21 protein-coding genes and 8 pseudogenes are annotated in these 25,886 nt (G+C 48.6%); 11 read left to right on the top strand and 18 right to left on the bottom strand.

All coding sequences use genetic code 11. The annotated features are described in order from the left end of the window. Positions 1 to 16 precede the first annotated feature (16 nt). Positions 17 to 1,216, bottom strand: coding sequence for an iron-containing alcohol dehydrogenase (locus JCM17471_RS01845; protein WP_054776590.1), 1,200 nt, complete (start codon positions 1,214 to 1,216; stop codon positions 17 to 19). A gap of 209 nt (positions 1,217 to 1,425) precedes the next feature. On the opposite strand from JCM17471_RS01845, the pseudogene JCM17471_RS01840 reads away from it, so the two are divergent. The 3 pseudogenes from JCM17471_RS01840 (at position 1,426) to argH (ending at position 5,483) form a co-directional block, all read left to right on the top strand. Next, positions 1,426 to 2,872 (top strand): annotated as a pseudogene (locus JCM17471_RS01840) (ABC transporter substrate-binding protein/permease). Positions 2,873 to 2,886: 14 nt separating this feature from the next. Further along, positions 2,887 to 4,106 (top strand): annotated as a pseudogene (locus tag JCM17471_RS01835) (argininosuccinate synthase). Next, positions 4,099 to 5,483: pseudogene (argH, locus tag JCM17471_RS01830) on the top strand (argininosuccinate lyase). Before JCM17471_RS01835 ends, argH begins: the two co-directional pseudogenes overlap by 8 nt. A 130-nt stretch (positions 5,484 to 5,613) precedes the next feature. Here the strand turns inward: argH and fba are convergent. The 6 genes and pseudogenes from fba to JCM17471_RS01800 all read right to left on the bottom strand — a co-directional run bounded on the left by fba (position 5,614) and on the right by JCM17471_RS01800 (position 10,263). Next, positions 5,614 to 6,495 (bottom strand): class II fructose-1,6-bisphosphate aldolase, encoded by an 882-nt coding sequence (gene fba / locus JCM17471_RS01825; RefSeq protein ID WP_054776589.1) that lies wholly within the window; start codon positions 6,493 to 6,495, stop codon positions 5,614 to 5,616. 284 nt (positions 6,496 to 6,779) lie between these two features. Further along, positions 6,780 to 7,450: pseudogene (locus JCM17471_RS01820) on the bottom strand (DUF4867 family protein). 3 nt (positions 7,451 to 7,453) lie between these two features. After that, positions 7,454 to 8,392, bottom strand: a complete 939-nt coding sequence (locus JCM17471_RS01815) for a hexose kinase (RefSeq protein WP_054776588.1) — start codon at positions 8,390 to 8,392, stop codon at positions 7,454 to 7,456. Positions 8,393 to 8,478: 86 nt separating this feature from the next. Beyond that, complete coding sequence (gene lacB / locus JCM17471_RS01810; RefSeq protein WP_054776587.1) at positions 8,479 to 8,997, bottom strand: galactose-6-phosphate isomerase subunit LacB; 519 nt, start codon at positions 8,995 to 8,997, stop codon at positions 8,479 to 8,481. A 47-nt stretch (positions 8,998 to 9,044) separates the two neighbouring features. Continuing rightward, on the bottom strand, positions 9,045 to 9,473 hold the full coding sequence (gene lacA, locus JCM17471_RS01805; RefSeq protein WP_054776586.1) for a galactose-6-phosphate isomerase subunit LacA: 429 nt from the start codon (positions 9,471 to 9,473) through the stop codon (positions 9,045 to 9,047). A 1-nt stretch (position 9,474) separates the two neighbouring features. Beyond that, a complete protein-coding gene (locus tag JCM17471_RS01800; protein WP_054776585.1) occupies positions 9,475 to 10,263 on the bottom strand; it encodes a DeoR/GlpR family DNA-binding transcription regulator in 789 nt (262 codons plus the stop codon). A 250-nt stretch (positions 10,264 to 10,513) separates the two neighbouring features. Between JCM17471_RS01800 and JCM17471_RS01795 the strand changes: the two genes are divergently transcribed. The 3 genes from JCM17471_RS01795 to JCM17471_RS01785 all read left to right on the top strand — a co-directional run bounded on the left by JCM17471_RS01795 (position 10,514) and on the right by JCM17471_RS01785 (position 12,905). Continuing rightward, on the top strand, positions 10,514 to 11,008 hold the full coding sequence (locus tag JCM17471_RS01795; RefSeq protein WP_054776584.1) for a PTS sugar transporter subunit IIA: 495 nt from the start codon (positions 10,514 to 10,516) through the stop codon (positions 11,006 to 11,008). Positions 11,009 to 11,028: 20 nt separating this feature from the next. Beyond that, positions 11,029 to 11,337 carry a PTS sugar transporter subunit IIB gene (locus JCM17471_RS01790; RefSeq protein ID WP_054776583.1) on the top strand — a complete coding sequence of 103 codons (309 nt, stop codon included), beginning with the start codon at positions 11,029 to 11,031 and terminating at the stop codon, positions 11,335 to 11,337. 107 nt (positions 11,338 to 11,444) lie between these two features. Continuing rightward, complete coding sequence (locus tag JCM17471_RS01785) at positions 11,445 to 12,905, top strand: PTS galactitol transporter subunit IIC (protein WP_054776582.1); 1,461 nt, start codon at positions 11,445 to 11,447, stop codon at positions 12,903 to 12,905. A 131-nt stretch (positions 12,906 to 13,036) separates the two neighbouring features. Here JCM17471_RS01785 and JCM17471_RS01780 read toward each other — a convergent pair whose 3' ends face one another. Then, positions 13,037 to 13,231: a hypothetical protein gene (locus JCM17471_RS01780; RefSeq protein WP_054776581.1), complete on the bottom strand. Its 195-nt coding sequence runs from the start codon at positions 13,229 to 13,231 to the stop codon at positions 13,037 to 13,039. Positions 13,232 to 13,389: 158 nt separating this feature from the next. Here JCM17471_RS01780 and pcp point away from each other — a divergent pair. Beyond that, positions 13,390 to 14,030 (top strand): annotated as a pseudogene (gene pcp / locus JCM17471_RS01775) (pyroglutamyl-peptidase I). Between the two features lie 54 nt (positions 14,031 to 14,084). On the opposite strand, the pseudogene JCM17471_RS01770 reads toward pcp, so the two are convergent. Further along, positions 14,085 to 14,764: pseudogene (locus JCM17471_RS01770) on the bottom strand (metal-dependent hydrolase). Between the two features lie 160 nt (positions 14,765 to 14,924). On the opposite strand from JCM17471_RS01770, the gene JCM17471_RS01765 reads away from it, so the two are divergent. After that, positions 14,925 to 15,842 carry a prenyltransferase gene (locus JCM17471_RS01765; protein ID WP_054776580.1) on the top strand — a complete coding sequence of 306 codons (918 nt, stop codon included), beginning with the start codon at positions 14,925 to 14,927 and terminating at the stop codon, positions 15,840 to 15,842. 384 nt (positions 15,843 to 16,226) lie between these two features. Here the strand turns inward: JCM17471_RS01765 and JCM17471_RS01760 are convergent, their stop codons facing one another. The 5 genes from JCM17471_RS01760 to JCM17471_RS01745 form a co-directional block, all read right to left on the bottom strand. Continuing rightward, a complete protein-coding gene (locus JCM17471_RS01760) occupies positions 16,227 to 18,014 on the bottom strand; it encodes a cation:proton antiporter (protein WP_369395767.1) in 1,788 nt (595 codons plus the stop codon). Next, on the bottom strand, positions 17,996 to 18,268 hold the full coding sequence (locus JCM17471_RS16345) for a hypothetical protein (RefSeq protein ID WP_369395766.1): 273 nt from the start codon (positions 18,266 to 18,268) through the stop codon (positions 17,996 to 17,998). The genes JCM17471_RS01760 and JCM17471_RS16345 overlap by 19 nt, the downstream gene beginning before the upstream one ends. 28 nt (positions 18,269 to 18,296) lie before the next feature. Next, complete coding sequence (locus tag JCM17471_RS01755; RefSeq protein WP_054776579.1) at positions 18,297 to 18,707, bottom strand: peptide deformylase; 411 nt, start codon at positions 18,705 to 18,707, stop codon at positions 18,297 to 18,299. A gap of 90 nt (positions 18,708 to 18,797) precedes the next feature. Continuing rightward, positions 18,798 to 19,073, bottom strand: a complete 276-nt coding sequence (locus tag JCM17471_RS01750; protein WP_054776578.1) for a DUF3884 family protein — start codon at positions 19,071 to 19,073, stop codon at positions 18,798 to 18,800. Positions 19,074 to 19,327: 254 nt separating this feature from the next. Then, complete coding sequence (locus JCM17471_RS01745) at positions 19,328 to 20,599, bottom strand: PTS sugar transporter subunit IIC (RefSeq protein ID WP_054776577.1); 1,272 nt, start codon at positions 20,597 to 20,599, stop codon at positions 19,328 to 19,330. Positions 20,600 to 21,039: 440 nt separating this feature from the next. Here JCM17471_RS01745 and JCM17471_RS01740 point away from each other — a divergent pair. The 3 genes and pseudogenes from JCM17471_RS01740 (at position 21,040) to JCM17471_RS01735 (ending at position 23,033) form a co-directional block, all read left to right on the top strand. Further along, a pseudogene (locus JCM17471_RS01740) lies at positions 21,040 to 22,340 on the top strand (Y-family DNA polymerase). Continuing rightward, complete coding sequence (locus JCM17471_RS13820; protein ID WP_156321550.1) at positions 22,333 to 22,506, top strand: hypothetical protein; 174 nt, start codon at positions 22,333 to 22,335, stop codon at positions 22,504 to 22,506. The pseudogene JCM17471_RS01740 and the gene JCM17471_RS13820 overlap by 8 nt, the downstream one beginning before the upstream one ends. Next, the gene (locus JCM17471_RS01735) at positions 22,503 to 23,033 is read left to right on the top strand and encodes a hypothetical protein (protein ID WP_054776576.1); all 531 of its coding nucleotides are present in this window, start codon (positions 22,503 to 22,505) and stop codon (positions 23,031 to 23,033) included. Before JCM17471_RS13820 ends, JCM17471_RS01735 begins: the two co-directional genes overlap by 4 nt. Here the strand turns inward: JCM17471_RS01735 and JCM17471_RS01730 are convergent. The 4 genes and pseudogenes from JCM17471_RS01730 to JCM17471_RS01715 form a co-directional block, all read right to left on the bottom strand. Continuing rightward, positions 23,030 to 23,677, bottom strand: coding sequence for a TetR/AcrR family transcriptional regulator (locus JCM17471_RS01730; protein WP_054776575.1), 648 nt, complete (start codon positions 23,675 to 23,677; stop codon positions 23,030 to 23,032). The genes JCM17471_RS01735 and JCM17471_RS01730 overlap by 4 nt on opposite strands. Before the next feature lie 9 nt (positions 23,678 to 23,686). Beyond that, positions 23,687 to 24,807: pseudogene (locus tag JCM17471_RS01725) on the bottom strand (ABC transporter permease). Next, positions 24,785 to 25,531: an ABC transporter ATP-binding protein gene (locus JCM17471_RS01720; protein WP_404820154.1), complete on the bottom strand. Its 747-nt coding sequence runs from the start codon at positions 25,529 to 25,531 to the stop codon at positions 24,785 to 24,787. The pseudogene JCM17471_RS01725 and the gene JCM17471_RS01720 overlap by 23 nt, the downstream one beginning before the upstream one ends. Before the next feature lie 62 nt (positions 25,532 to 25,593). Then, positions 25,594 to 25,857, bottom strand: a complete 264-nt coding sequence (locus JCM17471_RS01715) for a hypothetical protein (RefSeq protein ID WP_162208330.1) — start codon at positions 25,855 to 25,857, stop codon at positions 25,594 to 25,596. Positions 25,858 to 25,886 lie beyond the last annotated feature (29 nt).

Raw genomic sequence — 25,886 nt, 5'->3', positions numbered from 1 at the left:
TGTTCATCTTCTCAACTTACAGGCTCAACTTTTGCCAGTCCTTCATGGATTCTCGATAAATCGTGATCACATCATCAACATTGAGTCCCACATAGGCATTAGTTTGCAACTGACCCACTTTAACCGCACTTGTGGCCATGACGTTGAAGTTGGCTTCATCCTTGATTCCGACTGCTGGCAAGGTCATTGGAATGCCCAAGTTTTCAATCCAGTCTTCAGTCCGATCAATGGCTTCCAGGGCAACTTGTTGGTCATCCTCGCCATTGATCTGCCAAACATTACGCCCAAACCGAGCAAACAAGGCAACGGTATCCTCATTCAGCACATGTTGCATCCAACGCGGTGTCAGAATACCGAGACCCTCACCGTGCGTGATGTCATAGTAAGCAGACAGTTCGTGTTCCAATGGGTGCACGGTCCAACCATTTTGGTTACCAGAACGCACAATCCCATTCAATGCCATGGTGGCACTCCACATCAGGTTAGCACGTGCATCATAGCTGTCAGGTTGATCTAAGGCAACGGGTGCCCACTTGATGACAGTGCGCATCAAGCCTTCAATCAAGCCCTTGCTGACATCATTGGCTGGGGCCTTGTCGAAGTATTGTTCAATCAAGTGGCTCATGATATCCATGGAACCAGCAGCTGTTTGGTTAGCTGGGACAGTGAATGTTAATTCAGGAGCCAGGAATGAGACAGCAGGCGATTGCGGGCCACCAGTCCCCAGCTTTTGCTCTGTTTCTGGATTTGAAATGACGGAGCCAAAGTTCATTTCGGTCCCGGTTGCGGCTAAGGTCAAGATATCAACCACAGGTAATTGTGGCAGCAACATCCGATCGGCACCGTTAGCCTTCACAACTAAGTCCCAAGGATCGCCTTCATAGTAGCGTGCAGAAGCAATCACCTTGCTGGCATCGATAACGGAACCACCACCGACAGCCAAGATAACTTGCACATCGTTGTCTTTAGCCAATTTTTGGCCTTCACGAACGGAATCAATCTTAGGGTTTGGCGCGATGCCACCTAATTCAACAACTTCCAGTCCGTCTAACAACTTCAACACACGCTCGTATAACCCGGAACGCTTAATGGATTGTCCACCATAGGTCAATAACACCTTGTTCCCGAACTGGGCCACGGCATCATGCAATTCTGCATCGATGTGGTTGCGACCAAAACGAATATCTGTGGTGTTGTGATACTGAAAATCATTCATAAATCGACTCTCCTTATTCATCGTGCACCCGTCAAACTCAAGTCTCAGTTTGTGCGGTGCGCTTTTTTCGTACACCCAGATTATACGCTAATCCCAGTAAAACTCACACTTTTAGGCCTAATTAGCGGCCAGCATGGATGAATATTTTTTGAATTAAAATAAAAAATCTTGCATAATCGTGTAAATGGGTATATATTCAATTAAAATTCATTTCAGGAGATGAGGACATGCGAAAAGTTTGGGTCACTATCGTGGGATTGTTGCTCGGGATTTTGCTATTAGCCGGACAGTCTGTACAGGCGGCAACGGATTTGCCCAGTATACAAAACGTGGATATTTAATCGTTGGTCTTTCTGCGGACTATGCACCACTCGAATTTCACACCACCATCGATGGTCAAGATACCATCGTCGGGGCGGATGTCGCGATGGCCAAGAACCTCGCCTCATCCATGGGGGTTAAATTGCAGCTCAAGGAAATGCAGTTCGATGCCTTGATTGGTGCACTCAAGACCCACAAGGTGGACATGATTATCTCAGGAATGTCCGAGACACCCGATCGTGAGAAACAGGTCACCTTCTCCAAACCCTATCTGGAAGAACGCCAGGTCGTATTGATTCGCAAGAGTGATGCAAAAAATATCACACCATTGCCGATTTCAGCAACGCCAAGGTGGGTGCCCAAAAGCAAACCACCCAAGAGCAGTTAGCTAAGTCACAACTGCCCGGTGCGGTGGTTTCCAGTCTCGACAAAGCGAGTGATGTGGTCAGTCAGGTCAGCTTCAACAAGCTGGACGCCGGCGTGTTATCGAGTATTGTGGCGGATGCCTACGTCGCGCAAAACAAACAACTGATGACCATTGATCCCAAGTTTGCTACGACAACCAGCCCAACCGCGATTGCCATGGCAAACGGCCAGCCCAAACTCGTTGCTGCCGTCAACAAGGTCATCACCAAGATGAACGCAAACAAAACCTACCAGACTTATCTCAAGCAGGCTTATCAGCAAGAAGGCGCCAACCAAGGTTTTTGGGCCAAGTACGGCGGCTTCTTCTTAAAAGGTGCCGGCTACACCTTACTCTTTGCCATTTTGACCGTGATTTTTGGTTCCGTCATCGGCACACTATTGGCGTTATTAAAAATCGGTCACACCAAAATCGGCAAGCTGCTGGCCAACATCTATATTGAATTCATTCGGGGCACGCCGCTGATGGTGCAAGCCTTCATCGTCTTCTTTGGGACCCAGTTCTTCGGTATCAACCTCTCCGCTTTTGTCTCTGGTGCCATCGCGATGGCCATCAACTCCGGCGCTTATGTCGCTGAAATCATTCGTTCCGGGTTGAACTCCGTGGCGGAAGGGCAAACGGAAGCGGCACGCTCATTGGGCTTATCCAACACCCAAGCGATGCGCTATGTGATTTTCCCACAAGCACTCAAGAACATCTGGCCAGCACTGGGGAATGAGTTCGTGACAGTCATAAAGGAGTCATCCGTGCTCTCAGTCATCGGCGCGACCGAATTAATGTTTGAAGGTTCCGTCGTTCAAGGCGCCTCGTTCCAACCATTCTTACCGATGCTGATTGTGGCAGGTATCTATTTCATCATGACGTTCAGTTTTTCCCCGGTTATTGCGGGTTGTCGAAAACGTTTCAACTAATTTGAGGAGGATTCATTATGAAAAAAATTGTCTTAGCTTACTCCGGTGGTCTCGATACATCTGTTGCCATTCCCTGGTTGATCGATAAAGGTTACGCGGTGATTGCGGTAGCGTTAGCGTCGGCCAGCCCGATGCCGATATGCCAGCAATTCAGGCCAAAGCCAAGCAAGTCGGTGCCATCGAAAGCATCGTGATCGATGCCAAAGCGGAATTTGCTGATCGGTTCGTTGCCCCCGTCATCAAATCAAACGCCCTGTACGAAGGCGAATATCCCCTAGTCTCCGCGCTGTCACGGCCATTGATTATCGAAAAACTGGTCGCGATTGCACACGAGCAGGACGCGCAAGCTATCGCCCACGGTTCAACGGGCAAGGGCAATGACCAAGTGCGGTTTGAAGCCGCGATTCACGCCTTAGATCCCAACCTATTGATTGAAGCACCGATTCGGGATTTCCATTGGTCGCGTGAAGAAGAAATCGACTACGCCAAGGACCACAATGTACCCGTTCCTATCGGCAAAGCCTCACCTTATTCCATCGATGCCAATCTTTGGGGACGGGCCAATGAAGCTGGTGTCTTAGAAGATCCATGGACGCAAGCACCCGCCGATGCGTGGACCATGACCGCACCGGTTGAAGAAACGCCTGATACACCTGATTTCCTCGAGCTCACTTTTGAGCACGGGATTCCCACAGCCATCGATGGCAAGCCCCTCCCCTTATTCGAATTGATTGAACACCTCAATACCCTCGCCGGCAAACACGGTATCGGTCGGATTGACAAAATCGAAAATCGGCTCATCGGTATCAAGTCACGGGAGGTCTATGAAGCACCCGCAGCGGCCGTGATTATGGCAGCGCACAAGGATCTCGAGAATCTGACGCTGGAACGCGATGTGGCCCATTACAAGCCATTGATCGAGCAGCAACTGAGTACCATGATCTATGAAGCCAAGTGGATCAGTCCCCTCTTTGATGCCTTGATGGCGTTCATCGATGCCACCCAAAGTGTCGTCAATGGGGTTGTCAAAATGAAGCTCTTTAAGGGGCAAGCTACTGCTGTTGCACGTCAATCCGAGAACTCGCTCTATAACAAAGATCTCGCCACCTACACCAGTGCCGACAGCTTCGACCAAGAAGCAGCAGCGGGCTTCATCAAGCTCTGGACACTGCCAGCGACCGTCTTTGAACAGGTCAACCACATTCACGCTGAGGAGATGAATCCACATGACTGATAAACTCTGGGGTGGTCGGTTCACCCAAAAAGCGGCGGCATGGGTCGATCAATTCGGTGCCTCCATCACATTTGATCAGGTGATGGCGCAAGAAGATATCGAGGGCTCACTCGCTCACGTCAAGATGTTAGGCCATACCGGCATTCTCTCGCAAGCAGAAGCCGATCAGATCACATCGGGGCTCCACGCACTTGAACAGGATCTTGCAGCAGGTAAGCTGCACTTCACTGTCGCTGATGAGGATATTCACCTCAACTTGGAACACATGTTAACGGATAAAATCGGTTCGGTGGCCGGCAAACTGCACACGGCCCGGTCGCGGAACGATCAAGTCGCCACCGACCTGCATCTGTGGCTCAAGCATCGGTTACCCGAGGTGTTAGCTGCGATTACCAATCTCCAGACGGTTCTGCTCACGCAAGCAGAAACACATGCGGGCACCATCATGCCCGGCTATACGCATCTGCAACACGCCCAACCCATCACGTATGGCCACTACCTCCTCGCCTATTTCTCCATGCTGCAACGGGACTATGAACGGTTTGAATTCAACCAAAAGCATACGGATCTGTTGCCCTTAGGTAGTGCCGCCTTGGCTGGGACGACATTCCCCATCGATCGTGAGTTTGTCGCTCACGAATTAGACTTTGCTGATCTCTATCACAACAGTCTCGATGCCGTGTCCGATCGGGACTTCGCGCTAGAATTCTTGAGCAACGCGGCCATTTTGATGCAACATCTGTCGCGTTTGGCCGAAGAGCTGATTCTTTGGTCGAGTTATGAGTTCAATTACATTGAGCTCGCCGATAATTTTGCCACCGGTTCCTCAATTATGCCGCAAAAGAAAAATCCCGATTTTGCCGAGTTGGTGCGGGGCAAAACGGACGGGCATATGGCAACTTGATGCAGCTGTTGACCGTGATGAAGGCCATACCACTGGCCTACAACAAGGACATGCAGGAGGACAAGGAATCCGTCTTTGATACCTACACCACGATTATGGGCTCACTGGATATCTTCAGTGGCATGATGGCAAGTCTCACCGTGCACGAGAAGCGGATGGCAGCAGCCACCACCAATGACTTCTCCAATGCGACGGAACTGGCAGACTATCTCGCCGCCAAAGGCATTCCATTCCGGCAGGCTCATGCCATCGTCGGTGAACTCGTACTACAAGGCATCAAAACCCAAACGCCACTGCAAGAAATGTCGCTTGAGACACTGCAAGCTGCTAATCCTGCCATCGAGGCGGATGTGTATGCTGAATTGAGCTCGGAAGCGGCCGTCAATCGGCGGACATCGCTGGGCGGCACGGCGGTCATCAATGTTCAAGCCGAAGTCGTGCGGGGCAAAAAGATACTGGCAGACAGAGCGTGAACCCACACGCTTTGGCTGTGAGCACTAACAAATTCTTCCCACACAAAAAAGCGACCCAGACAAATGTCTGGATCGCTTTTTAAGTATTCATGCTAATTGCATCTTACGAAACAATTCTAAGTATGAAAAATTAGATTTCTTCTGGAACCAACTTAACAGGCTTGTTACCAATCCAGCCAGTGATTTCTTCGAAGGTTGCTTGGATAGCTTCTGTACCAGGCTTGAGTAACTTACGTGGGTCAAAGCCCTTACCAACCTGATCCTTACCTGCTTCGATATATTCGCGAGTAGCTTTGTCAAAGGCAAGTTGGCATTCAGTGTTGATGTTCAACTTAGAAATACCCATTGTGATAGCCTTTTGAACTTGTTCACGAGGAATACCTGAACCACCATGAAGAACTAATGGTACGGATACGGCTTCGCCAAGTTCCTTAAGACGGTCGAAGTGCAGACCCTTCCAGTTATCAGGATATTGGCCGTGAATGTTACCGATACCAGCAGCCATGAAGTCAACGCCAGTAGCAGCGATTAACTTAGCTTCTTCAACATCAGCTAATTCGCCTTCACCAACAACGCCGTCTTCTTCCCCACCGATTGAACCAACTTCAGCTTCAACGGAAATGCCCTTAGCATGTGCTAAAGCAACGATTTCCTTAGTCTTAGCTAAGTTTTCTTCGAAAGGTAAGTCATGACCGTCAAACATAACTGAGTTGTAGCCTGCTGCAATAGCAGCCTTGGCAGCATCATAGTTACCATGGTCAAGGTGAATAACAACAGGAACTGTGATATCCATAGCCTTAACTGTGGCTTCAATCATTGTCTTACAGAATTCGTAGCCGCCCATGTATGTAGCAGCGCCCATAGAAGTTTGGATAATAACTGGAACGTTCATCTTTTGTGCACCAGCTAAGATAGCGCGAGTCCATTCCAAGTTGTTGGTGTTGAACGCACCGATAGCGTAGTGGCCCTTACGAGCAGCAGCAACGATCTCTGTACCGTGTACTAATGGCATAAATCAAATTCCTCCCAGGAAATTTAAATGTATTTTACTTACTGCTACAGTTTAGCATACTTTTTCAGAATATGCTTTAGAAAATTCAAGATTGTATTTGTACTAAATACGGGCTTTAGCACACGTTTAGCAAAATGTGCTGAAGCGTATTTCAGTAACCGCTACCACGCTTTCTGAAAGCGAATTCAAAAGAACGAATCTGTCTCGTCAGCACCAATAAAATCTCAAAACCCGGTTCAAAAAATAGTTCAATTCTAGTGCTCATAAGCCTTATTTAATCTGAATCACATCGTCACTGGCTTCACGTGGACCAATTCACCGTTCAATCCGGCATGAATGCCCTGGGCGATTTTGTCTTGGCGACTGGTATGGACGAACTGGAACTTGTTGGTTTTGACCAAGAGCGGATTATCACTGTGAAAGTCACTCGGCAATGGCTGATTGCTGCCTTTGATCAGCATCACAATGAACTTGAATCCGTCACTTGTCACTTCACACGGTGTGTAGTGCAAGGTGTCACTGAAGAACTCGATGACACTGCCCGCTGGCACATAAAAATACGCGGCATCGCTCAACTCGAACTGACCGTCGTGCATCTGACCGCGCTTGCCCAACACCATCACTACCGGCGACATGAAGACATTGAGCTCACTGCCCTGGTGGTATTCAAACGCCGTCAATGCATCCGCGTGGCCCGCACACTCGCCCGCTTCGATGGGTAGGCCGCCAAAATATCCCGACCGATTTCTTGCACCACTGGGATGGCTTCCATCGCTGGATTGCTAGGTACATAGAGATTGGTATCACTTGGAATCGCAACTTGGTCCATGAAGGTGTTCAATTCGCTGACATCGTATTGGGTGTACACCTGCCCGTAGTTCTTAAATGTCGCATCGGTAATCTGTTGGATATTGATTGTTGGATTTTGTTTGCGTAATTCATCGTATGTTGTCAATGGCTAGACTTCCTTTACAGTGACCTGATTGAAATAAGTATCGAATAAGGCTGGATTGACGAAACCCGTCTCGGCTTCCATGGTATTGAGCATACCAGTGGTCATCGCCGTCTTCATCACGACATCATCGCTGGCGTGGTTGTCCAGCGCGAGTGCCAGTCCAGCTAAGGTTGAATCGCCTGAACCAACGGGGTTGACGACATTAATCTTTGGAATGGTCACCTGATAGAAGCGATCCAGGTGCTTCACGAATGCCCCCGCAGCGCCCAGAGACACCACAATCCATGCCACACCATCAAACACAGCGTCAGATAAATGTTGCCGCAATGCGGTCAAATCGTGCTTATCAACCGTAGTGTTCAGCAGTGCCCCGAGTTCATCTTCGTTGGGTTTGATCAACAATGGCTTATCCGGCGCATCGAGCCCAGCCTTGAGTGAGGCACCCGAAGAATCGAGCAGGACATCCACATGTTTCGCCTTTGCATGCGCTACCATTTTGGCGTAAAAGTCTGATGCCAGTCCGCCTGGCAGGCTGCCAGATATGGTAACCAGCGTGGTTTGGTCCAATAGGTCATCAAAGTGGGCCATAAACGCGTCCGCATCCGCTTCGCTCAATGTGGGCCCCGCTTCTAGAATTTCAGTTTGATCACCACCATCGTGAAGAATCGCAATCGAATTGCGAGATTCCTGATCGATGTGAGTAAAGCTATGTCCAATCCCATCACGGTCCAATTGTGCCTCGATGTATTGGCCGAAATACCCGCCTAACACGCCGGTCGCGGTCAGGTCATGCTTCATCAAATGCAACACCCGCGACACGTTCAAGCCCTTACCACCTGCTGTTTTACGCACATCCGCCGTCCGATTCACCGTATCAATTGCGAGTGTATCCAAGGTGTAAGCCATATCGATTGATGGATTCATGGTCACTGTCAAAATCATTGTTTTAGCCTCCCATTATGAGTTCTCATAAAAAAGAGCGTCGGCAAAATCGAAATTTTGTCACACTCTTTTTGGTTTGTCACGCATTAATCGTGATAAACGCCTTCGTTCCACTTTTCAATTTCTTCATCAAAGAAGTGTGGGTTGTCTTTTTGATCTGGATTTGGTGTGGCAATGTTATCAATCTTGTTGATGATTGCCTTGTTGGCTTCGTCTTCCTTGTAGTTGGCATCGAGGAAGGCCTTGACGATATCTTCAGCCAAGTGTTCGCCGACTGTGGCGCCACCAAAACCGATGATGTTGGCATTCAATTGTTCCCGTGCGTACTTAGCCGAGGTGACATCAGAAACCAACGCTGCGCGAATATCATCGTTCTTATCAGCAGCAGTGGAAATCCCGATCCCGGTCCCACACAGCACAACACCTAAGTCAGCGCGGCCATCAGCAACATCTTCGGCCACTTTCTTCCCGTAAATTGGGTAGTGGGTCCGGTGCTTGTCGTAAGTGCCTTCGTCAATGACGGTGTGGCCCATGTCCTTCAACATATCTGAGATTTGAATCTTAACGTCTGTCACGATGTGGTCGTTACCGATTGAAATAATCATGCTCGTTCCTCCTTGAATCGCTTTTCGTCTTCAGTTTATCGAATCAATTAGATCATTTTTTCCAACATGTCCAAACGAACTTGATGACGGCCACCCGCATATTCGGTGTCCAAGTAACGTTGGATGATTAACAAGGCCTTGTCGTAACCGACAATCCCGGTACCAATGGCGATGGCCTTGGCGCCGTTATGTTCAGCGGTCATGTGGGCGGTATTTTCTTCAGCAACGTTCGCTGTGACCATACCCTTGACCTTGTTTGAAGCCATCGCAGAACCGACACCGTAGCGATCAAACATGATTGCCTTGTGTGCTTGGCCCTTCATGATGACGTCTGTCACTGCCAGTGAAGAATCCACAAAATCATCTGATGGTGTTTCGGAAACATCGATCACACGATATTGGTTGTCCTTCAGGTATTGCTTAACAGCTTCCTTCATTTCAAATCCATCTTTATCTGCACCAATGACAACATCCATGTTACTTTTCCTCCTTATTGTCTGGGATCACAGGAGCTGTGATCACCTTTGTAATCTGATTGCATTCAGCAATGGCGGTCGGACTTGCGCCGCTATCGGTGATGAGACCATCGATTTGATCGAGGTCGTAGAAACTATAGAAGTCACGCTTGTTCAACTTGCTGTGGTCACCCACAACATAGCGTTGATCCGCATTGTTCAAGGCAATGCGTTGCGTTTGGCCCTCTTCAGGGCTGGCATTACTGACAGATTTGCCAGAGATACCGTTGACACTGATGAACGCCTTCGTGAAGCGCAAGCGTTCCAACATCTCGTTAGCCAAACTACCAATGAAAGTGCCCGACCGTGCGCGGTAACTGCCACCAATCAATTGGAGCGTGTAGCGGTTCGTCTTATCCTCAAAGCTTTCAAATACGGGCAAGCTATTGGTGATCAGACGCACATCGGCGACTTCCAAATGTTGTGCGACCAGTTCATTGGTTGTGCCAGGCCCCAAGTACACGGTATCGCCCGGTTCAATCATGGATGCCACAATCTTGGCAATTTCGTTCTTGGCATCGACATGCAAAGCTCGTTTCTCTACCCGGGACAGTTCGGTCATTTTCACGTAGTTACGGCTTTGCGCACCCCCGTGAATCCGGATAATGGTCTTGTCCTCTGCCAATTCATCGAGATCGCGCCGGACAGTCATCGTCGAAACATTGAGCTGTTCGCCGATTTCATTGACCGTCACAATCCCCTTCTGGTCCACGAGTTGTCTAATGGTGAGTAATCTTTCTCGTTTCAGCATTGAGTCGCCTCGCTTTTGTTCTTAATTGTTTGTTTTGTTTATTTATTACGTGTATAAGATACCATGCCAGTTCAGTGACGTCAAGCGCTAAAATTCAAATATTTTCGGTGTTTTTACGTCTCTATAGGAAAACTCGCGTTATTAAAAAAGCGATTACAAAAAGTGGTTGACGTTTGGAAGCGTTTGTATATAATGAGAGTTGTAACAAGTTAGAACAAAACAAAACATTTAGAAACAGAGGTGGCCCATGATGATCGAACCTGCACACAGTAAGCTCTTCTCTCCTGAACTCATCTTCATCGAAGACGCAACCACACAGGAAGATGTTTTTAAGCAGGTCTCAGCGAGACTCGAAACATTAGGCGCGGTCAAGCCTACATTCTATGATAATTTGACCGAGCGTGAACGCAATTATCCAACCGGGATTGATATGAGTGTTGTGAACACCGATTACCCTAACGTCGCTATTCCCCATACGGAAGGCGAATTCGTGAACACGCGTCGCATTGTTCCTATCAAGTTGAATCATCCCATCACGTTTCACAACATGATTGATCCAGAACAAACATTTCCAGTTAAGTTCCTCTTCATGATTCTGAACAACGATCCTGAAGGCCAAGCCAACGTGCTCGCTCAGATTATGGACTTCTTAACCACAACGCCTCAGAGCGAATTGGAAAACTTGTTCAACGCAACAGATACCGACAGTATTTATCAACTTTTGGCAACGCATTTTAAAAACTAACTTATATTAGGAGGAAACTGATCATGATTAAGATTTTAGCTGCATGTGGTGCTGGTGTTAACTCAAGTCACCAAATCAAGGAAGCAATGGAAACCGAAATGAAGAAGCGCGGTTATGATGTCCGTGCCGATGCTGTCATGGTGAAGGATATCACCCAAGACATGCTGAAAGACTATGATATTTTCACCCCAATCTCAAAGACTGACTTAGGTTTTGACGTCAACATCCCTACTGTCAACGCTGGCCCTATCTTGTATCGGATGCCTGCAATGGCAAAGCCTGTCTATGACAAGGTTGAAAATGTGATTAAGGAAGAAAAGCTGGGCTAATTCGTTAGCCTACTTTTCATGTCAACGGGCATCATCTAACTTTGGGTTTTAGACCATGCGGGTGACACTGGGTCATCCACATACATATATAGAAGGAGTGAGAAAGAATGCAAGCCGTCATTGATTTCGCCAACACGATATTCAAGCCTATCATTGATATGGGTGCGCCATCGATTATGCTGATTGTCCTGACCTTGATTGCCTGGGCTGTCGGGGTCAAATTCACCCGAGCCCTTGAAGGTGGGATTAAGTTAGCGATTGCGTTAACTGCGATCAGTAGTGTCATTGGGTTATTGACCACTACTTATCAACCAGCGCTGAATGCGTTTGTTAAGTCGACTGGGATTGACCTTTCCATCACCGACTTGGGTTGGGCACCATTAGCTACCATTACTTGGGGCTCACCATATACCCTGTTTTTCTTAGCTATCTTAGTTATTGTTAACTTAGTTATGTTGTTCTGGAACAAGACAAACACCCTCGACGTTGATATTTTCGATATCTGGCACTTATCATTCACCGGGTTATTAGCCATTTTTATGGGTGCCAATCTGTTCATCGCAACATTACTGGTTATCTTCATCGGGATCTTGAAGATTATCAACTCTGACTTGATGAAGCCTACCTTCAACGATCTGTTGGATGATTGGGAAAACCCAATGACCACAACTCACTTGAACTACATGATGAACCCTATCATCATGGTCTTCGACAAGTTATTCGACAAGATTTTCCCTTGGTTAGACAAGTACGATTTCGATGCTGCTAAGCTGAACCAAAAGATCGGTTTCTGGGGCAGTCGTTTCGCCATCGGGATCTATCTTGGGATCTTCATTGGTTTACTGTCACGTCAAAACATTACCCAAATTGCAACGTTAGCCTTCATGGCCGCAACCTGCTTGGAGTTATTCAGCTTGATCGGTTCATGGTTTATCGCTGCTGTTGAACCACTCTCACAAGGTGTGACTGACCTTGCCAACAAGCGCTTAAACGGCCGGATGTTAAACATCGGTTTGGACTGGCCTTTCTTAGCTGGCCGTGCCGAAATCTGGGCTGCTGCCAACGTCTTAGCACCAATTATGTTACTCGAAGCACTGGTTCTCCCTGGTAACAAGATTTTACCTTTAGGTGGGATTATCGCCATGGGTGTTACCCCTGCTCTGTTAGTTGTCACACGTGGTCGGATTATTCGGATGATCGTTATCGGGGCTTTGGAATTACCACTGTTCCTGTGGGCCGGCACATTATCTGCACCATTTATCACATCAACCGCGCGTGCCTTACACGCTCCTGGTATCCCAGCAACTGGCTTGTTCAGTTCCGCTACCAAAGAAGGTCCTATCGAACAATTCATCGCCATCTTAGTTGGTAAAGCTTCTAAGGGTGATATCATGATGATTCTCTACGCAGCACTGGCATTAGTTGCCTATCTCGCTATCTTCATGTGGTACCGTCACGAAATGAAGAAGCGTAATCAAAAGTATGCGGACGCTGGTCACGAAGTTAACGATGACGTTAAACTTGTCCCATCCGCTACGACTGATAAAGCAGCAGATGCAACAGCATAATGACTTAGAAGCCACTCGCCATGCGGGTGGTTTTTTTATGTAATCGCTATGAATCGTCAAACAAAAAGAGGTTGCGACCAAATCCTTGCGGATGATCGCAACCTCATTTTTTATTGCCAACAATACTTGATTTAGATTTTGGTTCGATGTGCGGCACGTTCGGCCCGCTTCAAAGCGCCATCCATCTTCAACAAGCGATACAGCGCATAAACGGTGATGAAGACTTGACCCAAGCGTACAATTTCGTTGTTCATGTATGTTCCGAACAGACTAGCGATAATCACAATGGCAGCCCAGAATAAGTAAGTTTTCCGACGTTGTGTCATGGTTGCACTTCCTTCTCTTTGTTTGTTATCTCTATTATACGCGAAAATAGAAACCGTTTCCACAAAAATAAACAAAAACGAACAACAAATAACACGCATTATCATTGACGAGCGCGCTAGCAACGCTTAACTTAGTAATCAATAAAGGGGGCTTCATGATGAAAATTCTCGTGACTGGTTTTGATCCTTTGGTGGGGCCACGATTAATCCCGCGCTAGAAGTGGTCAAACGCCTGCCGGAGCAGCTAGATGGTGCAACGATTATTAAACTCGAGGTACCAACTGTTTTCAGCGCCATGATGCCGCTGATGCAGGAAGCTATCGCGAAATCCCAACCCGATGTTGTGCTTCATATCGGTCAGGCAGGCGGTCGAAATGCCGTCACGATTGAGCGAGTCGCCATCAATCTCGACGACGCGCGCATTCCGGACAATCGAGGCGATCAACCCGTGGATGAACCCATTGCCACAACGGGAGATTCAGCCTACTTCACCCAGCTGCCACTCAAGGCCATCGTTCAAGCGATTCGCAAGGCTGGTGTGCCCGCCCAAGTCTCCAATTCCGCCGGCACATTCGTCTGCAATCATCTGATGTATGTCTCCCAATTCATCCGCGCCAAAGATTATCCCACACTCAAGGCTGGTTTCATCCATATTCCTTATCTGCCTGAACAGGCCCCTGATAAGCAGCCCAGCCTAACGCTCGACCAAGATCTCATCGCCATCACGGCCGCTTTACGCACCATCATCGCCTATGATCAGCGACCCGATATCAAGACAATCGAAGGCGCGCTCAACTAGCCACTTAAAAAGCGTATCACGTGATCCACATGGGCCGTGACACGCTTTTTGACTTTAGACGGTAACACTCTCACCGGGTTTAACGATTTCAACCACACCTTCTGGTAACAGTGCTGCAAACGCCGTAGGGTCTTGCTTAATCAATGGGAACGTATTGTAGTGAATTGGTACACGTGCTTAGCCTTGAGCCGCTTAGCCGCACTGGCAGCCTCCTCTGGCCCCATGGTGAAGTTACCGCCAATCGGTAAGACCGCAACATCAATATCAAAGCCATTACCGAACAAACTCATATCACCAAAATTTGAGGTATCACCCGCGAAATAAATGGTCTTATCATCGGCCGTGACCATGTAGCCACATGCCTCGCCCATATAGACAGGTAACCCATTAATTTCGAGACTTGAGCTGTGTTGGGCATGGATGACTTTGACGGTCCCAAAATCAAACGTCCACTTTCCACCCAGATTCATTGGATGGCCTTCTGGCGCGCCTTGGCTCTGAGCGTAATGAACCAGCTCAGGCATGCCGATGATAGGTGCATTGTTGCGCTTACTGATTTCAATCATATCGCCACTGTGATCGTGATGGCCGTGTGTCACCAGAATCGCATCGCACTTCACATCTAGATCCAAATCGGTCTGAGGATTGCCATCAATCCATGGATCGACCAGAATTTGTTTGCCTTCATCCGTCGTCAACATCATACAAGCGTGCCCGTGAAAAGTTAATTGCATCGTCATCATCCTCCTGTTTTCCGTTTCAATTCGTTTTTATTATACAACGCGATGCCGCAACGACTCGTTTTGCGCACTCGCGAATTTTACGAGTCACCAGCATTGGTTGTTGCCGCGACATCCACTATAATATGAAACGTACATCATTGGAGGAATACATATGTCTAAATCTTGGTTCACTTGGCCAACATTTGTTGCCATCACCGAAATCTATATCGCACCCTTGAATGTGATTTGGTTTATTTTGGGAACAGCGGCCGCGCAATATCTCTACGGCACCATCAATTTGGTGAACGTCATTCTGTGTTTGCTCGACGTCTTTATTTTCGATCTCGCCGTAAACGTCTCGGATAATTATTTCGATTACAAGCACGCGCACGACCGGGAGTACTACACCAAAAAGGTCAACGTGATTGGCAAATTGAATCTGCCACTCAGCGGTGTCCGCAAACTGATGATTGCCTTATATGTCATTTCAGCTATTCCCGGCTTCTTCCTGTTCTTGCGCACGGGTTGGCCGGTCTTAATCTTCGGGGCTATCGGGTACTTCATCGGCATCTTCTATACGGCCGGTAAGTTCCCCATCAATGCCACCCCATTGGCTGAAACGACCGTGGCACTCTCTATCTCTTACTTGATTCAACTCACCTGCGTCTATGTCTGCCTCTATGGACAGCACCCATTCACTTGGCAAGTAGCCGGCGAGGTCTTCCTCGTTGCCTTACCGCAGACGCTGATTTTCTTCGGGGTCCAACTGGCTAACAACATCGCCGACCTCAAAGAAGACATCGCTAACCATCGCTACACCCTGCCTTATTTCACAGGTGCAAACAATGCCATCATCATTATGAAGGTTGTCAACGTTGTCGGTGCACTGTGGCCACTGGCTAACGTGGCGCTCGGATTTGCCCCTTGGCCCGTGCTGTTCAGTAGTTTGATCTTGATTCCAATGTGGCGCGGCCTCAAGCCCTTCTTTGCTTTACCTGACAAGCAAAAGACATACATGGGCGTTATTAAGAGCACGACGCTGTTCTTTATCGGTTACACCCTGCTATTCACGATTGGAAGTATTATTTAGAGCGTGACCAAAGGCGTTAGAGTGCGAACCCACACGAATTGGCTGTGAGCACTAACGGAGACTAGCGCAACAATTGCGGTTTGTGCAATTGGCGCTAGTTTTTGTTAGGCGGAGCAGGCAGTGTGGGTGAGCACGTTTAGAGCGTGATCAAAGGCGCTTAAAACATGAGGATTAGCAAAATCTTGGCCAGAAGCCGGTTTGTGGCTTCGGCAAAGATGAGCTAACCGGAGTGTTTTGCCTTTGGGAACGCGTTTAGAGCGTGACAAATCCCCTAAAATCAAAAAGGTGACACCGAAGCGATTCAGCTCCGATGTCACCTTTTTTAATTTTATCCTCGTTCCAACGCGAGTTTTTCGTTTTCGGTATTCAGTTCTTCCAGTTGTTCTAATTGTTGCAACTGTAGCGTTTGCGCCTGGTTAATCTCACTGTACAGCGTGCTGACCATGCTGTGTGGTAATTGGCTGCTGGCCTGCTGAACAAGTTATATTCAAACTGGAACGCTTGAATATACAAGTCACTATCGACCTTGATTGTTTCACGATTATAATCGTGGCTCACCCGCGTCAGATAATCATTGACGGCTTGGCGCACCGCATAGATGTATGAGTTTTGACTCTGGTGCTCACCCAAACGCTCGCGCAAGGTATTATCCAAGAAGACATCGACATGTGCCATGACTTCCGTATTCAGGTTGGTCACCGCCGTGCGCGTATCTTTCCACTGTGCCCATTCTTCAGGCGTCTTGCTGGCCTTAAATTGTTCACGTGAGCGTTCGCGTTGCCGCGGTGTGACCACGCCATGTTTAACATGCCACTTCGCGTGTTTGTACTGTTTCTTCAGCACGTGCATTTCATGTTTCAACGTATGTTTATTCTTGAACTGTGAATTCCAGTTGTTGAGGATCTTGTCATAAATATCGACCACCATGGGCCCGTAGTTCGCATCCACTTCATCACTATGGACATAGGTGCGAATGTAGTCCTTGGTACCATCCAACAATTGCTGAAAGTCATTATCAATGACCGGCCGTTCCACCCAACCTTTTTGTGTCTGCAATTGCGTGGTGAGTGCCTCACGCACATCATGGTCATCGATGTGTGGGCGCACTTGCAAGGTCGCGTAATCGACCATTTTGTTGCGCACATGAGCGAGATCGTCATCCGTGTAGCCTGTCGTGTTCTCCGGCATGAGTCGTGGCAATACCAGCGCGCTAACGACCATACTGATCAAAATCACCATGGTGGCTACGATGATCAGCTCTTCGCGATGCGGAAAGGCATGGCGACTGATGACACGTGGCAGCGAAAAAGCCATCGCCAGTGTCATGGTGCCGTGGATGCCACCAAAGGCAAAGATGCGCGCGTATCGCTCGTGCCGCACTTGTTCTGATGAGCCGAGTAACGACCGCACAGATGGATTGTCTTCACGCAACGCCCATACGTAACGCACAGCCAACATGGCCGCATAGATGAGGACAGAGAGGCCAATCAATTGCAGTGAATCGATGCCACCCATATCGACAAAATCACTCCAGACAACCGGCAGCGATAAGCCCAAAATCATGAAGACAATGCTATTCAAAATATTGGTAATGGTATTCCAAATGGTCGTGGACGTGAGTTGCACCTGGGTTGATGTGAGCCGCAACCGCACGGATTCCCAGTTGTGAACAATTCCCGATGCCACCACCGCCAAAATCCCTGAGACACCGAAGAATTCAGCAATCAGATAGACGGCAAATGGTGTCAGCAGACTGATGGGAATAATTGTCGTTTCTGGATTGGTCGCGTGGACATTCAGCCACACGCGCAAACTGACAATCAGTAGCCCCAGGCCAATCCCGATTAAGACACCACCGATAGCAACAAAAGCAAAATGCTGCAATCCTGATGCCAATGAAAAACTGCCCTTTTCAAGCACGGACAAGGCCAAATCTAACATGACCAGCCCAGTCGCATCATTGAACAGTGACTCTAGTTCCAGCGCATCACCGACACCACTCGGCATTGCCCCGTTTGTGCCACCCGTAATCGATTTGACCGCAACGGCATCCGTTGGAGTCACAATCGCGACCAGTGCGATGGCCAGCGGCAGTGTCCAGTTGGTCTCAACAAAATTGGTGAGCAGTCCAACGATGAGCACCGTAGCCACAATCAGCACCACTGATAGCATGAAGATGACACCAAATTTTGCCGGATTTTCTCAAATGATTGACGCTGCCCGTCCACAAACATTAACGGGGCAATAATGACCAGCATGAAAAACTCAGGTTCTAACTCAAAGTTATGAAAAATCGGCGTGAACGAGAGTAACAAGCCCATTCCGATAAAGATAAACGCGTCGGGAATCCGCGGCATAAATTGTTTGACGATATTGGCCGCGATGACCCCAACCAGCAATAAACCGACAAGATACAGTGTTTGCATGGTACTTCCTTTCGTGTGAAGCGTAGCGCTAAATCAAGATACCTTCACAGTGATCCACTTCATGTTGAATAATCTGGGCAGCAAAATCCGTGAATTCCTGCTCGTGCGGTTGGAATTGCATATCCAAGTAGCGCACGCGAATGCGTTGATAGCGCGTTGTTTCACGTTCACCGGATAAGGAGAGGCACCCTTCGCTGGTTTGATAGGCGTCGTGTTTCGCCGTTATTTCAGGATTGATCATTGCCACTGGCAACATGCCCAGTTGGCACACGATCACGCGCTTGTTGACGCTAATCATATTCGCCGCCATACCCACACAGTGATCGCGATGTGCCATCAGCGTGTCCAGCAAATCCTGGGCCACGGACACATCCGCGCGTGTTGCTGACACCGCTTTTTGCTGTAGTAACATCGGATTTCGATTAATCGATTGAATCATTGACTTCCTCCGATCTGTTTTTGCCCATTATAACAAAAATAATCCCCGGTCATTCCAAAAAGAATTGACCGGAGATTATATTTACTTGCTTTAATCTTTATAGATGTCATTCTGCGCTAGTGGTGCGCGATAAAGTCCTGGTGCGCCATCAAAAATTTTGACCCGCGTGGCATCCATGTCTGTGATGCGGTAGAACCCCTGTTGAAACTCATCGTAGTGCAACGTTGATTCGCATGCCCACATCAACGGTTCCCGGTGTTGAATCCAGTTGCCTAGCGTTGCCAACTCCGGATAATCCTCAAAGCGCAGTGTCGTTTGATCGAATCGCACCGAATAAATCGTCTTGAAATGCTTACCAAAATTCATTTTACCGCCTCCATATGTAACCGATTACATATAGTTTAACACTATATTAGTTAATTTCAATATAAAAACGAGGTATGACAAAACTCGAAAGTTTCGTTATACCTCGTTTGCTAACCGGGACTCGTCACGCTCTAAACATGCTTACCCACACTGCCTGTTCCGCCTAACAAAAACTAGCGCCAATTGCATAAACCGCAATTGTAGCGCTAGTCTCCGTTAGTGCTCACAGCCAAACTGTGTGGGTTCGCACTCTTTTAATTAAGCTTGGCTCGCTTCACGTTTTGTTCCATGACCGTTCCCATATAGACGAATGGGAGATAGATGAGCGTTGCCAACACAATGTTCAATGCGGCAATAACCCCACCTTGCCAACTAGCTGTGGCGATAATCCCACCGATGATTGGTGGTGTAACCCATGGTGCCATCACGGTACATGCCGGCATGAATCCGACGGCTGTTGCAACGTATGCCACTGTAATACATACCATTGGTGCCAAAATGAATGGCACGAACAGGATTGGGTTCAACACAATTGGTAACCCGAACATCAGCGGTTCATTGATGTTGAAGATCCCAGGTGCTGTGGCCAAACTTGTCACGGTCATATAGGCTTTGTTCTTACGACCAACCAAGAAGATGGCAATAATCAAGCTGATAGTCACACCAGTACCACCCATGTTAACGAATGAGTCGAATAATGGCTTGTTAACGATATAAGGAATATCCTTGCCGGCCTTCATCGCTGCTAAGTTAGCAGTGATAGCTGGGGCGTTGATGGTTTGCATGAATGGTTCGATCATGTTAGCACCATGTAACCCGAAGAACCAGAGGAATGGGGTGATGAATGCCAGTAACAGCGCTGTTGGATAACTGTTGGCCATCCCCATGAATGGTTTTTGAACGGCTGCGTAGAAAGCTGTCACAACATTTTCAACGTGTGCAGCGTTGAAGAAGGTTGTCACAAGGGCCACAACAGAGATGGTAATCATCGCTGGCAGTAATGCTGCGAAAGAAGCAGCAACTGCAGGTGGCACACCATCAGGCATCTTGATGACTAAGTGCTTGTTACCAGAAAGACGACGGAACATTTCAACTGAAATAATGGCTACAATCAAAGCAATGAATAATCCGGATGCATCCATGCCGGCAGCACCGCCGACAGCAAAGAATCCACCCAATGAAACGATCCCAGAAGCCACAGGATTAACATCGTATGACTTACCCAGGTTATAGGCAACTAAGAAGGCAATCATAATCCCTAAAATAGCGAATGTCCCGTTCCAGATATTGCCCCCAAACATTGTCCAGATATATGTACCCTTAATCTTCTCACTGAAGATGCTGTTCATTAAGTTCGCCCAACCCGGTATTGGTAAGTTATTAATCAATACGGCAAAGGCCCCGAGGATCATTAAAGGCATTGTGTAAGCGAACGCATCACGAATCGCAACCAAGTGGCGTTGATTCCCGATTTTCGCAGCTACAGGTAGAAAATGTTTCTCCATGAATGCGATAAATCCTTGCATAAAAATTCCCTCCATTTCTTTTTGTGTTCCCGCTTACATTTCAGTTATAGCATATTAAAAATTCCTAAACAATCGAAAAAACTAATAACAACGTTTATTTTCTCATTATCACAGGTAGACACGTTTAACGAAAACAATATTGATATACTGCCCGCGACGCGCGTCACTATGCTTTATCGGAGCTGTTACATTTGATAAACAACGTGACAGCGCGTTTTATGTTAAGCGGTTTCGCAGTTGTCGTGAAATGGATTGAAACCGTATTTCAGTTATTTAATCAACTTTAGGACTAGACCAATGATAGGATGTTTCATGAAACTTTTTTCAAGAAATCATAATCTGTTTCACCGTTTTTATCTCGGCAGGCATAATTTCCGCTTGACATAGACGAACATATGTTCGTATTATTTGTATAATCAATCTGACGGGGAGGAGTTCTTATGGACTATCACGATGAACCACGTGGCGTCTTTTTTTCTGATTGATAACAAGTCGTTATGCCAGTGTCGAGGCCAGCATGCGCGGTCTGCCGCCACTGGAGACCTGCTTAGTCGTGATGAGCGAACAGGCCAACACCAATGGCGGCCTGATTCTGGCAACTTCACCCATGGCAAAGAAGCTTTTTCATTTGCAGGCCAACGTCTCGCGGCAACGCGACTTGCCACAAGATGAAAAGCTGATAGTGGTGCCGCCACGGATGAATCTCTACATCAAGCGGAATTTAGAGATTAATGCAATTTTTAAAAGCTTTGTCGCCGATGAGGATCTGCTTCCCTATTCCATCGATGAATCCTTACTCGATCTCACGCACTCCTGGCGCTTATTTGGCGGCTCACCGCGCCAAGTGGCCGAACGAATTCAGACGACCGTGCGAGAGGAGCTCGGCCTCTACACCACGATTGGTATCGGCGATAATCCCACCCAGGCCAAACTCGCTCTGGATCTCTACGCCAAGCACAATGTCGATTTGATTGCCGAGATTCATTACCAAACCGTGCAGGATTTGATCTGGCCCATCACTGACCTGACCGAGGTCTGGGGTATCGGCAGGCGCACCGCTGACCACCTCAACCGCCTAGGCATTCACACGATGGGCGAACTCGCTGCCACCGATCCCTGGCAGCTCAAGGCCGAGATGGGTGTTATCGGCGCCCAGTTGTACGCCACCGCTTGGGGCGTCGATCGCGCCAAACCGCGTTACCGCGCCACCCCAAAGGAACGCAGCTACGGCAATTCTCAGGTGTTGCCGCGCGATTATCGCCTCCAAAATGAAATCGAGACCGTCATCAAAGAAATCGGTGAGCAAGTCGCTTCTCGGTTGCGCCACCACCATGTGCAGGCAACGCGAATCAGTCTCGCCATTGGATTTGCCTATGCCACCAAGGAAAGTGGCGGTGGTAGTGGCTTTGCCCACACCGTCACCATTGACAGCACCAATCGCAACCAGCCGATTATTGATGCGCTCTTCCACATTTTTCGTCAGTCATGGGACGGCCAAGTCGTGCGCAACATTGCCGTTTCCGCTGGCAAGTTGCATCAAGATACGGGACTACAGCTCAACCTTTTCGCCCCGCCGCAGCAACAGTTACGGCGAGCCGATATCGATGCCTTGGTCGATACCATTCGCGATCGTTTCGGCTTCACCGCCCTCATCTATGCGCGCAGCCTGATTGATGGCGGCACCGCCATCCAGCGCGCTTCCCTTGTCGGCGGGCACAATGGGGGTAACGCCTATGCATAACGATTTGGTCCTCATCACCAGTAAAATCGACACCCTCTTCACCCGTGCGATGCACACGCGTTACTGGTTGGTGGTTGTCGATGATCACTTCGATCAGCAATACAATTTCTTTTTCACAGCCTCAAAAAGGGCCACCGCGAGCGCTCAATTCCGCTCCATTCGGTGACCCAATATGATTTGATTTATCTCGAGCGACTGCTCGCAGCGTTGCGCCACACACGCAATTATCGATTTACTTTCGTAATTTTGAAGGCCAATTTTGGCCGAGCAACCATTATCTCATTCAAAGGAATGATTCACATGCACATTCGACCAGTCGACGACCCGGAAGCAACCGCCGCCCAATTCTTTAGGAATGATTATCACGACCGGGGCATGTTGAAGTGGCAGGGTTACTACCTCTCCGATCACACCAGCGCACTCAAGGCTGAAGCCAAGGACGCCGAACAAATGTGGCACCAGCAGATTCCTGCCCCCATGCTGCCCGCTCACATCAAGACCATCCTCGAGCAAGCACAAACCAAGCAACAAACGGTGATTATCTACACGAATATCACTGACCTCGAGCAACGGTTTCAAGTTCCCCTCATCGGCCGCATCCAAGGGTGGGAAAATCAGATGCTCTATCTGGGCGATGCTAACTTTGTGGCCATCACCGATATTCGCGCCGTCATGATTGATTCAACCGATTAGTCCGTTGGCGCTAGTCCCCGCAAGAGAAATTCTGCACTCTCATTGACCACATCATCAATCGCCTTAGCGGTATGATTCGTCAATAACACGGGCAAGATATAGCTCAAGACCGTGCCCACAATGTAGCGCATGATGCGCTCCGCCGGCCAATCAACGAGTTGGCGGGCGCGCTGGTACTGCGCAATCACGTCAGCAATGATGGGTTGTGCCCGAGTGACAAACAGTGCCTGCATCTGTTGCACCATGTCGGGGCGTTTGAATAATTCACCCAAAAAGACTTTGGCCGAATTATGGTTTTGAAATAAGAAGGTGATGCGATCGCGCAAAATCAGCCGTAAGAATTGCTCAAATGGCATCTTTTGTTGCTGCGTGACCACCTGCAAGAACTCATTCATGGCTTTGGGAAAAACATGCTCGGTGAATGGCTGCAAAATGGCCTGCAGAATCTGCGCCTTGGTTTTAAACTGTCGATATACCGTACCCTCAGCCACATTGGCTGCCGTGGCAATATCGCGAGTGCTGGTGGCTTCGAATCCCTTCTCAGCAAATAGCGTCAAGCTGGCCGTCAGCACCGCCTGTTGCTTTTGCGGCATATCGCTGGCCTGTAAAAATTGTTCGAATAGCGTTTCAATATGTTCGGTCATGTGTTCCTCCTAAACTTGCCGATATCGCCGCATCGTGAGCAAGTTTGCGCCAAGAAAAATCAGCGCAAAGAGTAGCAGGATGAGGACGTTTGGCCCAATCTGTGTCAGTGTGCTGCCTTTCTTAATCACATCACTGATCCCATTGGCACCATAATACAGTGGCATCACATGTGCAATGATCTGTAACCAGTTTGGCATATTCGCGACTGGAATCAAACCAGAAAAGAAAATCTGTGGAATCGCAATGATGGGAATGAACTGCATCATTTGAAATTCCGAGGCGGCAAACGTCGAGACAAACAGACCCATCGTGAGTGCCACAAGCGCTAAAGCCAGATTGAGCAACAGCACATTGGCCACGTTGCCAAGCACCTGAAGTTGGAAGACATTGATGGCAAACAACACCACTAAGACAGTTTGGATCAAGCCAAACACACCGTAACCCAGCAGATAGCCGATAATCACTTCACTGCGCTTAATCGGTGTCGCTAAGAGCCGTGACAGCGTGCCCGTGGTCCGTTCACGCAGCAAGGCGATGCCCGAAATCAGGAAGACGAACAGGAACACCACAAAGCCCATCATGATTGGCAAGACGGTATCAAAATAGGTGCCGTCTGCGCTGCTATACAGGTAATGCGTTTTTAAGGTATAGGACGTCCCCGCTACTGACGCTGATTTTGGAACAGCCCGTCTCAAGGCCGCTTGCATCTGCATCAGCGCCTTTTGCTGGGCCTTGATCGTGGTTGCTGCTGCTTGCATCTTGAGTTTGACCTGCGCCTGTTTGAGCGCCGCCACAATCATCGCCGACTTGCCTTCATCGGTATTTGCGAGCGTTAATGTCAATTGGGTTCCTGATTGCCGCAACACACCATCACTATCTTGCTGCCGAATTACATGGGTGGGCTTGCTGTTTTCGGCGACGGTTTTAAGTGTGAGGTGATTGCTCTTCATCGCTTGTCGCAGTGGCGCATCGATGCCTTGTACGGCTAATGTCGCCTTATTGGTTTGATTGTTTTGAAACAGAAAAAATACGTCAAAATCAACAGTGGTGCTCCAAACATGAGTCCGAGCGTGCGCTTATCGCGCAACATCTCGCGAACAATGCGGTTAAACATGGCTAATATGCGCATCTTGCTGCCTCCCTGCCGCTAAAAAGACTTCTTCGATTGATTGGACGTGATAGGTAGCCATCAGCGCTGTGGGGCTTCCCTGCGCGATTGCGGCACCATCACGAATCATCAGTAATTGGGTCGCCTCTTCTGCATCTTCCATCACGTGCGTTGTCAGCAGAATGGTTTTGCCTGCTGATGCCATCGTGTGTAACTCCGTCCAAATCTGACGCCGCAGCTCGGGATCAATCCCAACGGTGGGTTCATCCAGAATTAAGAGCGGTGGGTCATTCAACAGCGCAATCGCCAGGGACAAACGGCGCTTCATCCCGCCTGAATACGTGCTAACGCGGCGATCGAGATCTGGCGTCAGTGCCACGACCTCTGCGGCATGCGCCAACTGTACTTGCAGTGCCGAGCGTGATGCGCCCTGCATCGCGCCAAAGAAATTGAGATTCTCACGCCCGGTGAGGTCGGTATACAGTGCGTCGGTTTGCGCCATGAAACCAATGTGAGCGAGCAGTGCACGATTCGGCATCGCCTGATCGAAGACGCTGACTCGGCCAGACTTAGGCCGCAGCATACCCATAATCGTCTTGATCAGAGTTGTCTTGCCCGCGCCACTGGGGCCAATGAGTGCCACGATGTCCCCGGGATTCGTTTCGAGGTTGATATCGTTCAAGACCGTGGTTGTCGCGTAGCCTTGAACCAGATGTGTGACTTGAATCGTTGCCATTATTTCCACCTCCATAATGAGTGAGTACACACTCATTATGACTGTAAAAGAAAAGAATGCAAGTCTGCATTCTATTTTTTATGCCGTTGACGCCGCGCGATGGCGTGTTTCACCTTAGGCTCCTTGCGCACAAGCAACAACGTATACACCAAACTCGCAATCCCCGACTGCAAGTAGATATTCCAACTGGAAGCGGTGGAGAAATTGCGGAAGCTGAAGAGATCCTTGGCAATCTCATTGCCTGCTTCTTCCAACACATTGACATGTTCACCCAACATGACGGCAAACACAATCCCGTACACAAAATCAATAGCCAGCCAATCAGGTACCACCAACCCCGCCGCACTTCGACAACGGGCCGGTC

Source organism: Lacticaseibacillus saniviri JCM 17471 = DSM 24301 (genome assembly GCF_001311785.1).
GTDB classification, from domain to species: Bacteria; Bacillota; Bacilli; order Lactobacillales; family Lactobacillaceae; genus Lacticaseibacillus; species Lacticaseibacillus saniviri.
Note: the sequence above shows the minus strand (reverse complement) of the source record. Positions and strands in the feature narration are given on the sequence as shown.

Bases quoted from the DNA above. Each gene is read 5' to 3' on its own strand.
- fba (WP_054776589.1), bottom strand. From the start codon at position 6,495: ATGCCATTAGTACACGGTACAGAGATCGTTGCTGCTGCTCGTAAGGGC.
- JCM17471_RS01745 (WP_054776577.1), bottom strand. From the start codon at position 20,599: ATGCAAGGATTTATCGCATTCATGGAGAAACATTTTCTACCTGTAGCT.
- JCM17471_RS01760 (WP_369395767.1), bottom strand. From the start codon at position 18,014: ATGCTATCAGTGGTGCTGATTGTGGCTACGGTGCTCATCGTTGGACTG.
- JCM17471_RS01795 (WP_054776584.1), top strand. From the start codon at position 10,514: ATGATCGAACCTGCACACAGTAAGCTCTTCTCTCCTGAACTCATCTTC.
- JCM17471_RS01780 (WP_054776581.1), bottom strand. From the start codon at position 13,231: ATGACACAACGTCGGAAAACTTACTTATTCTGGGCTGCCATTGTGATT.
- JCM17471_RS01785 (WP_054776582.1), top strand. From the start codon at position 11,445: ATGCAAGCCGTCATTGATTTCGCCAACACGATATTCAAGCCTATCATT.
- JCM17471_RS01815 (WP_054776588.1), bottom strand. From the start codon at position 8,392: ATGATTTTGACAGTGACCATGAATCCATCAATCGATATGGCTTACACC.
- JCM17471_RS16345 (WP_369395766.1), bottom strand. From the start codon at position 18,268: ATGCAAACACTGTATCTTGTCGGTTTATTGCTGGTTGGGGTCATCGCG.
- JCM17471_RS01765 (WP_054776580.1), top strand. From the start codon at position 14,925: ATGTCTAAATCTTGGTTCACTTGGCCAACATTTGTTGCCATCACCGAA.
- JCM17471_RS01730 (WP_054776575.1), bottom strand. From the start codon at position 23,677: ATGACCGAACATATTGAAACGCTATTCGAACAATTTTTACAGGCCAGC.
- lacB (WP_054776587.1), bottom strand. From the start codon at position 8,997: ATGATTATTTCAATCGGTAACGACCACATCGTGACAGACGTTAAGATT.
- JCM17471_RS13820 (WP_156321550.1), top strand. From the start codon at position 22,333: ATGCATAACGATTTGGTCCTCATCACCAGTAAAATCGACACCCTCTTC.
- lacA (WP_054776586.1), bottom strand. From the start codon at position 9,473: ATGGATGTTGTCATTGGTGCAGATAAAGATGGATTTGAAATGAAGGAA.
- JCM17471_RS01845 (WP_054776590.1), bottom strand. From the start codon at position 1,216: ATGAATGATTTTCAGTATCACAACACCACAGATATTCGTTTTGGTCGC.
- JCM17471_RS01800 (WP_054776585.1), bottom strand. From the start codon at position 10,263: ATGCTGAAACGAGAAAGATTACTCACCATTAGACAACTCGTGGACCAG.
- JCM17471_RS01750 (WP_054776578.1), bottom strand. From the start codon at position 19,073: ATGAATTTTGGTAAGCATTTCAAGACGATTTATTCGGTGCGATTCGAT.
- JCM17471_RS01755 (WP_054776579.1), bottom strand. From the start codon at position 18,707: ATGATTCAATCGATTAATCGAAATCCGATGTTACTACAGCAAAAAGCG.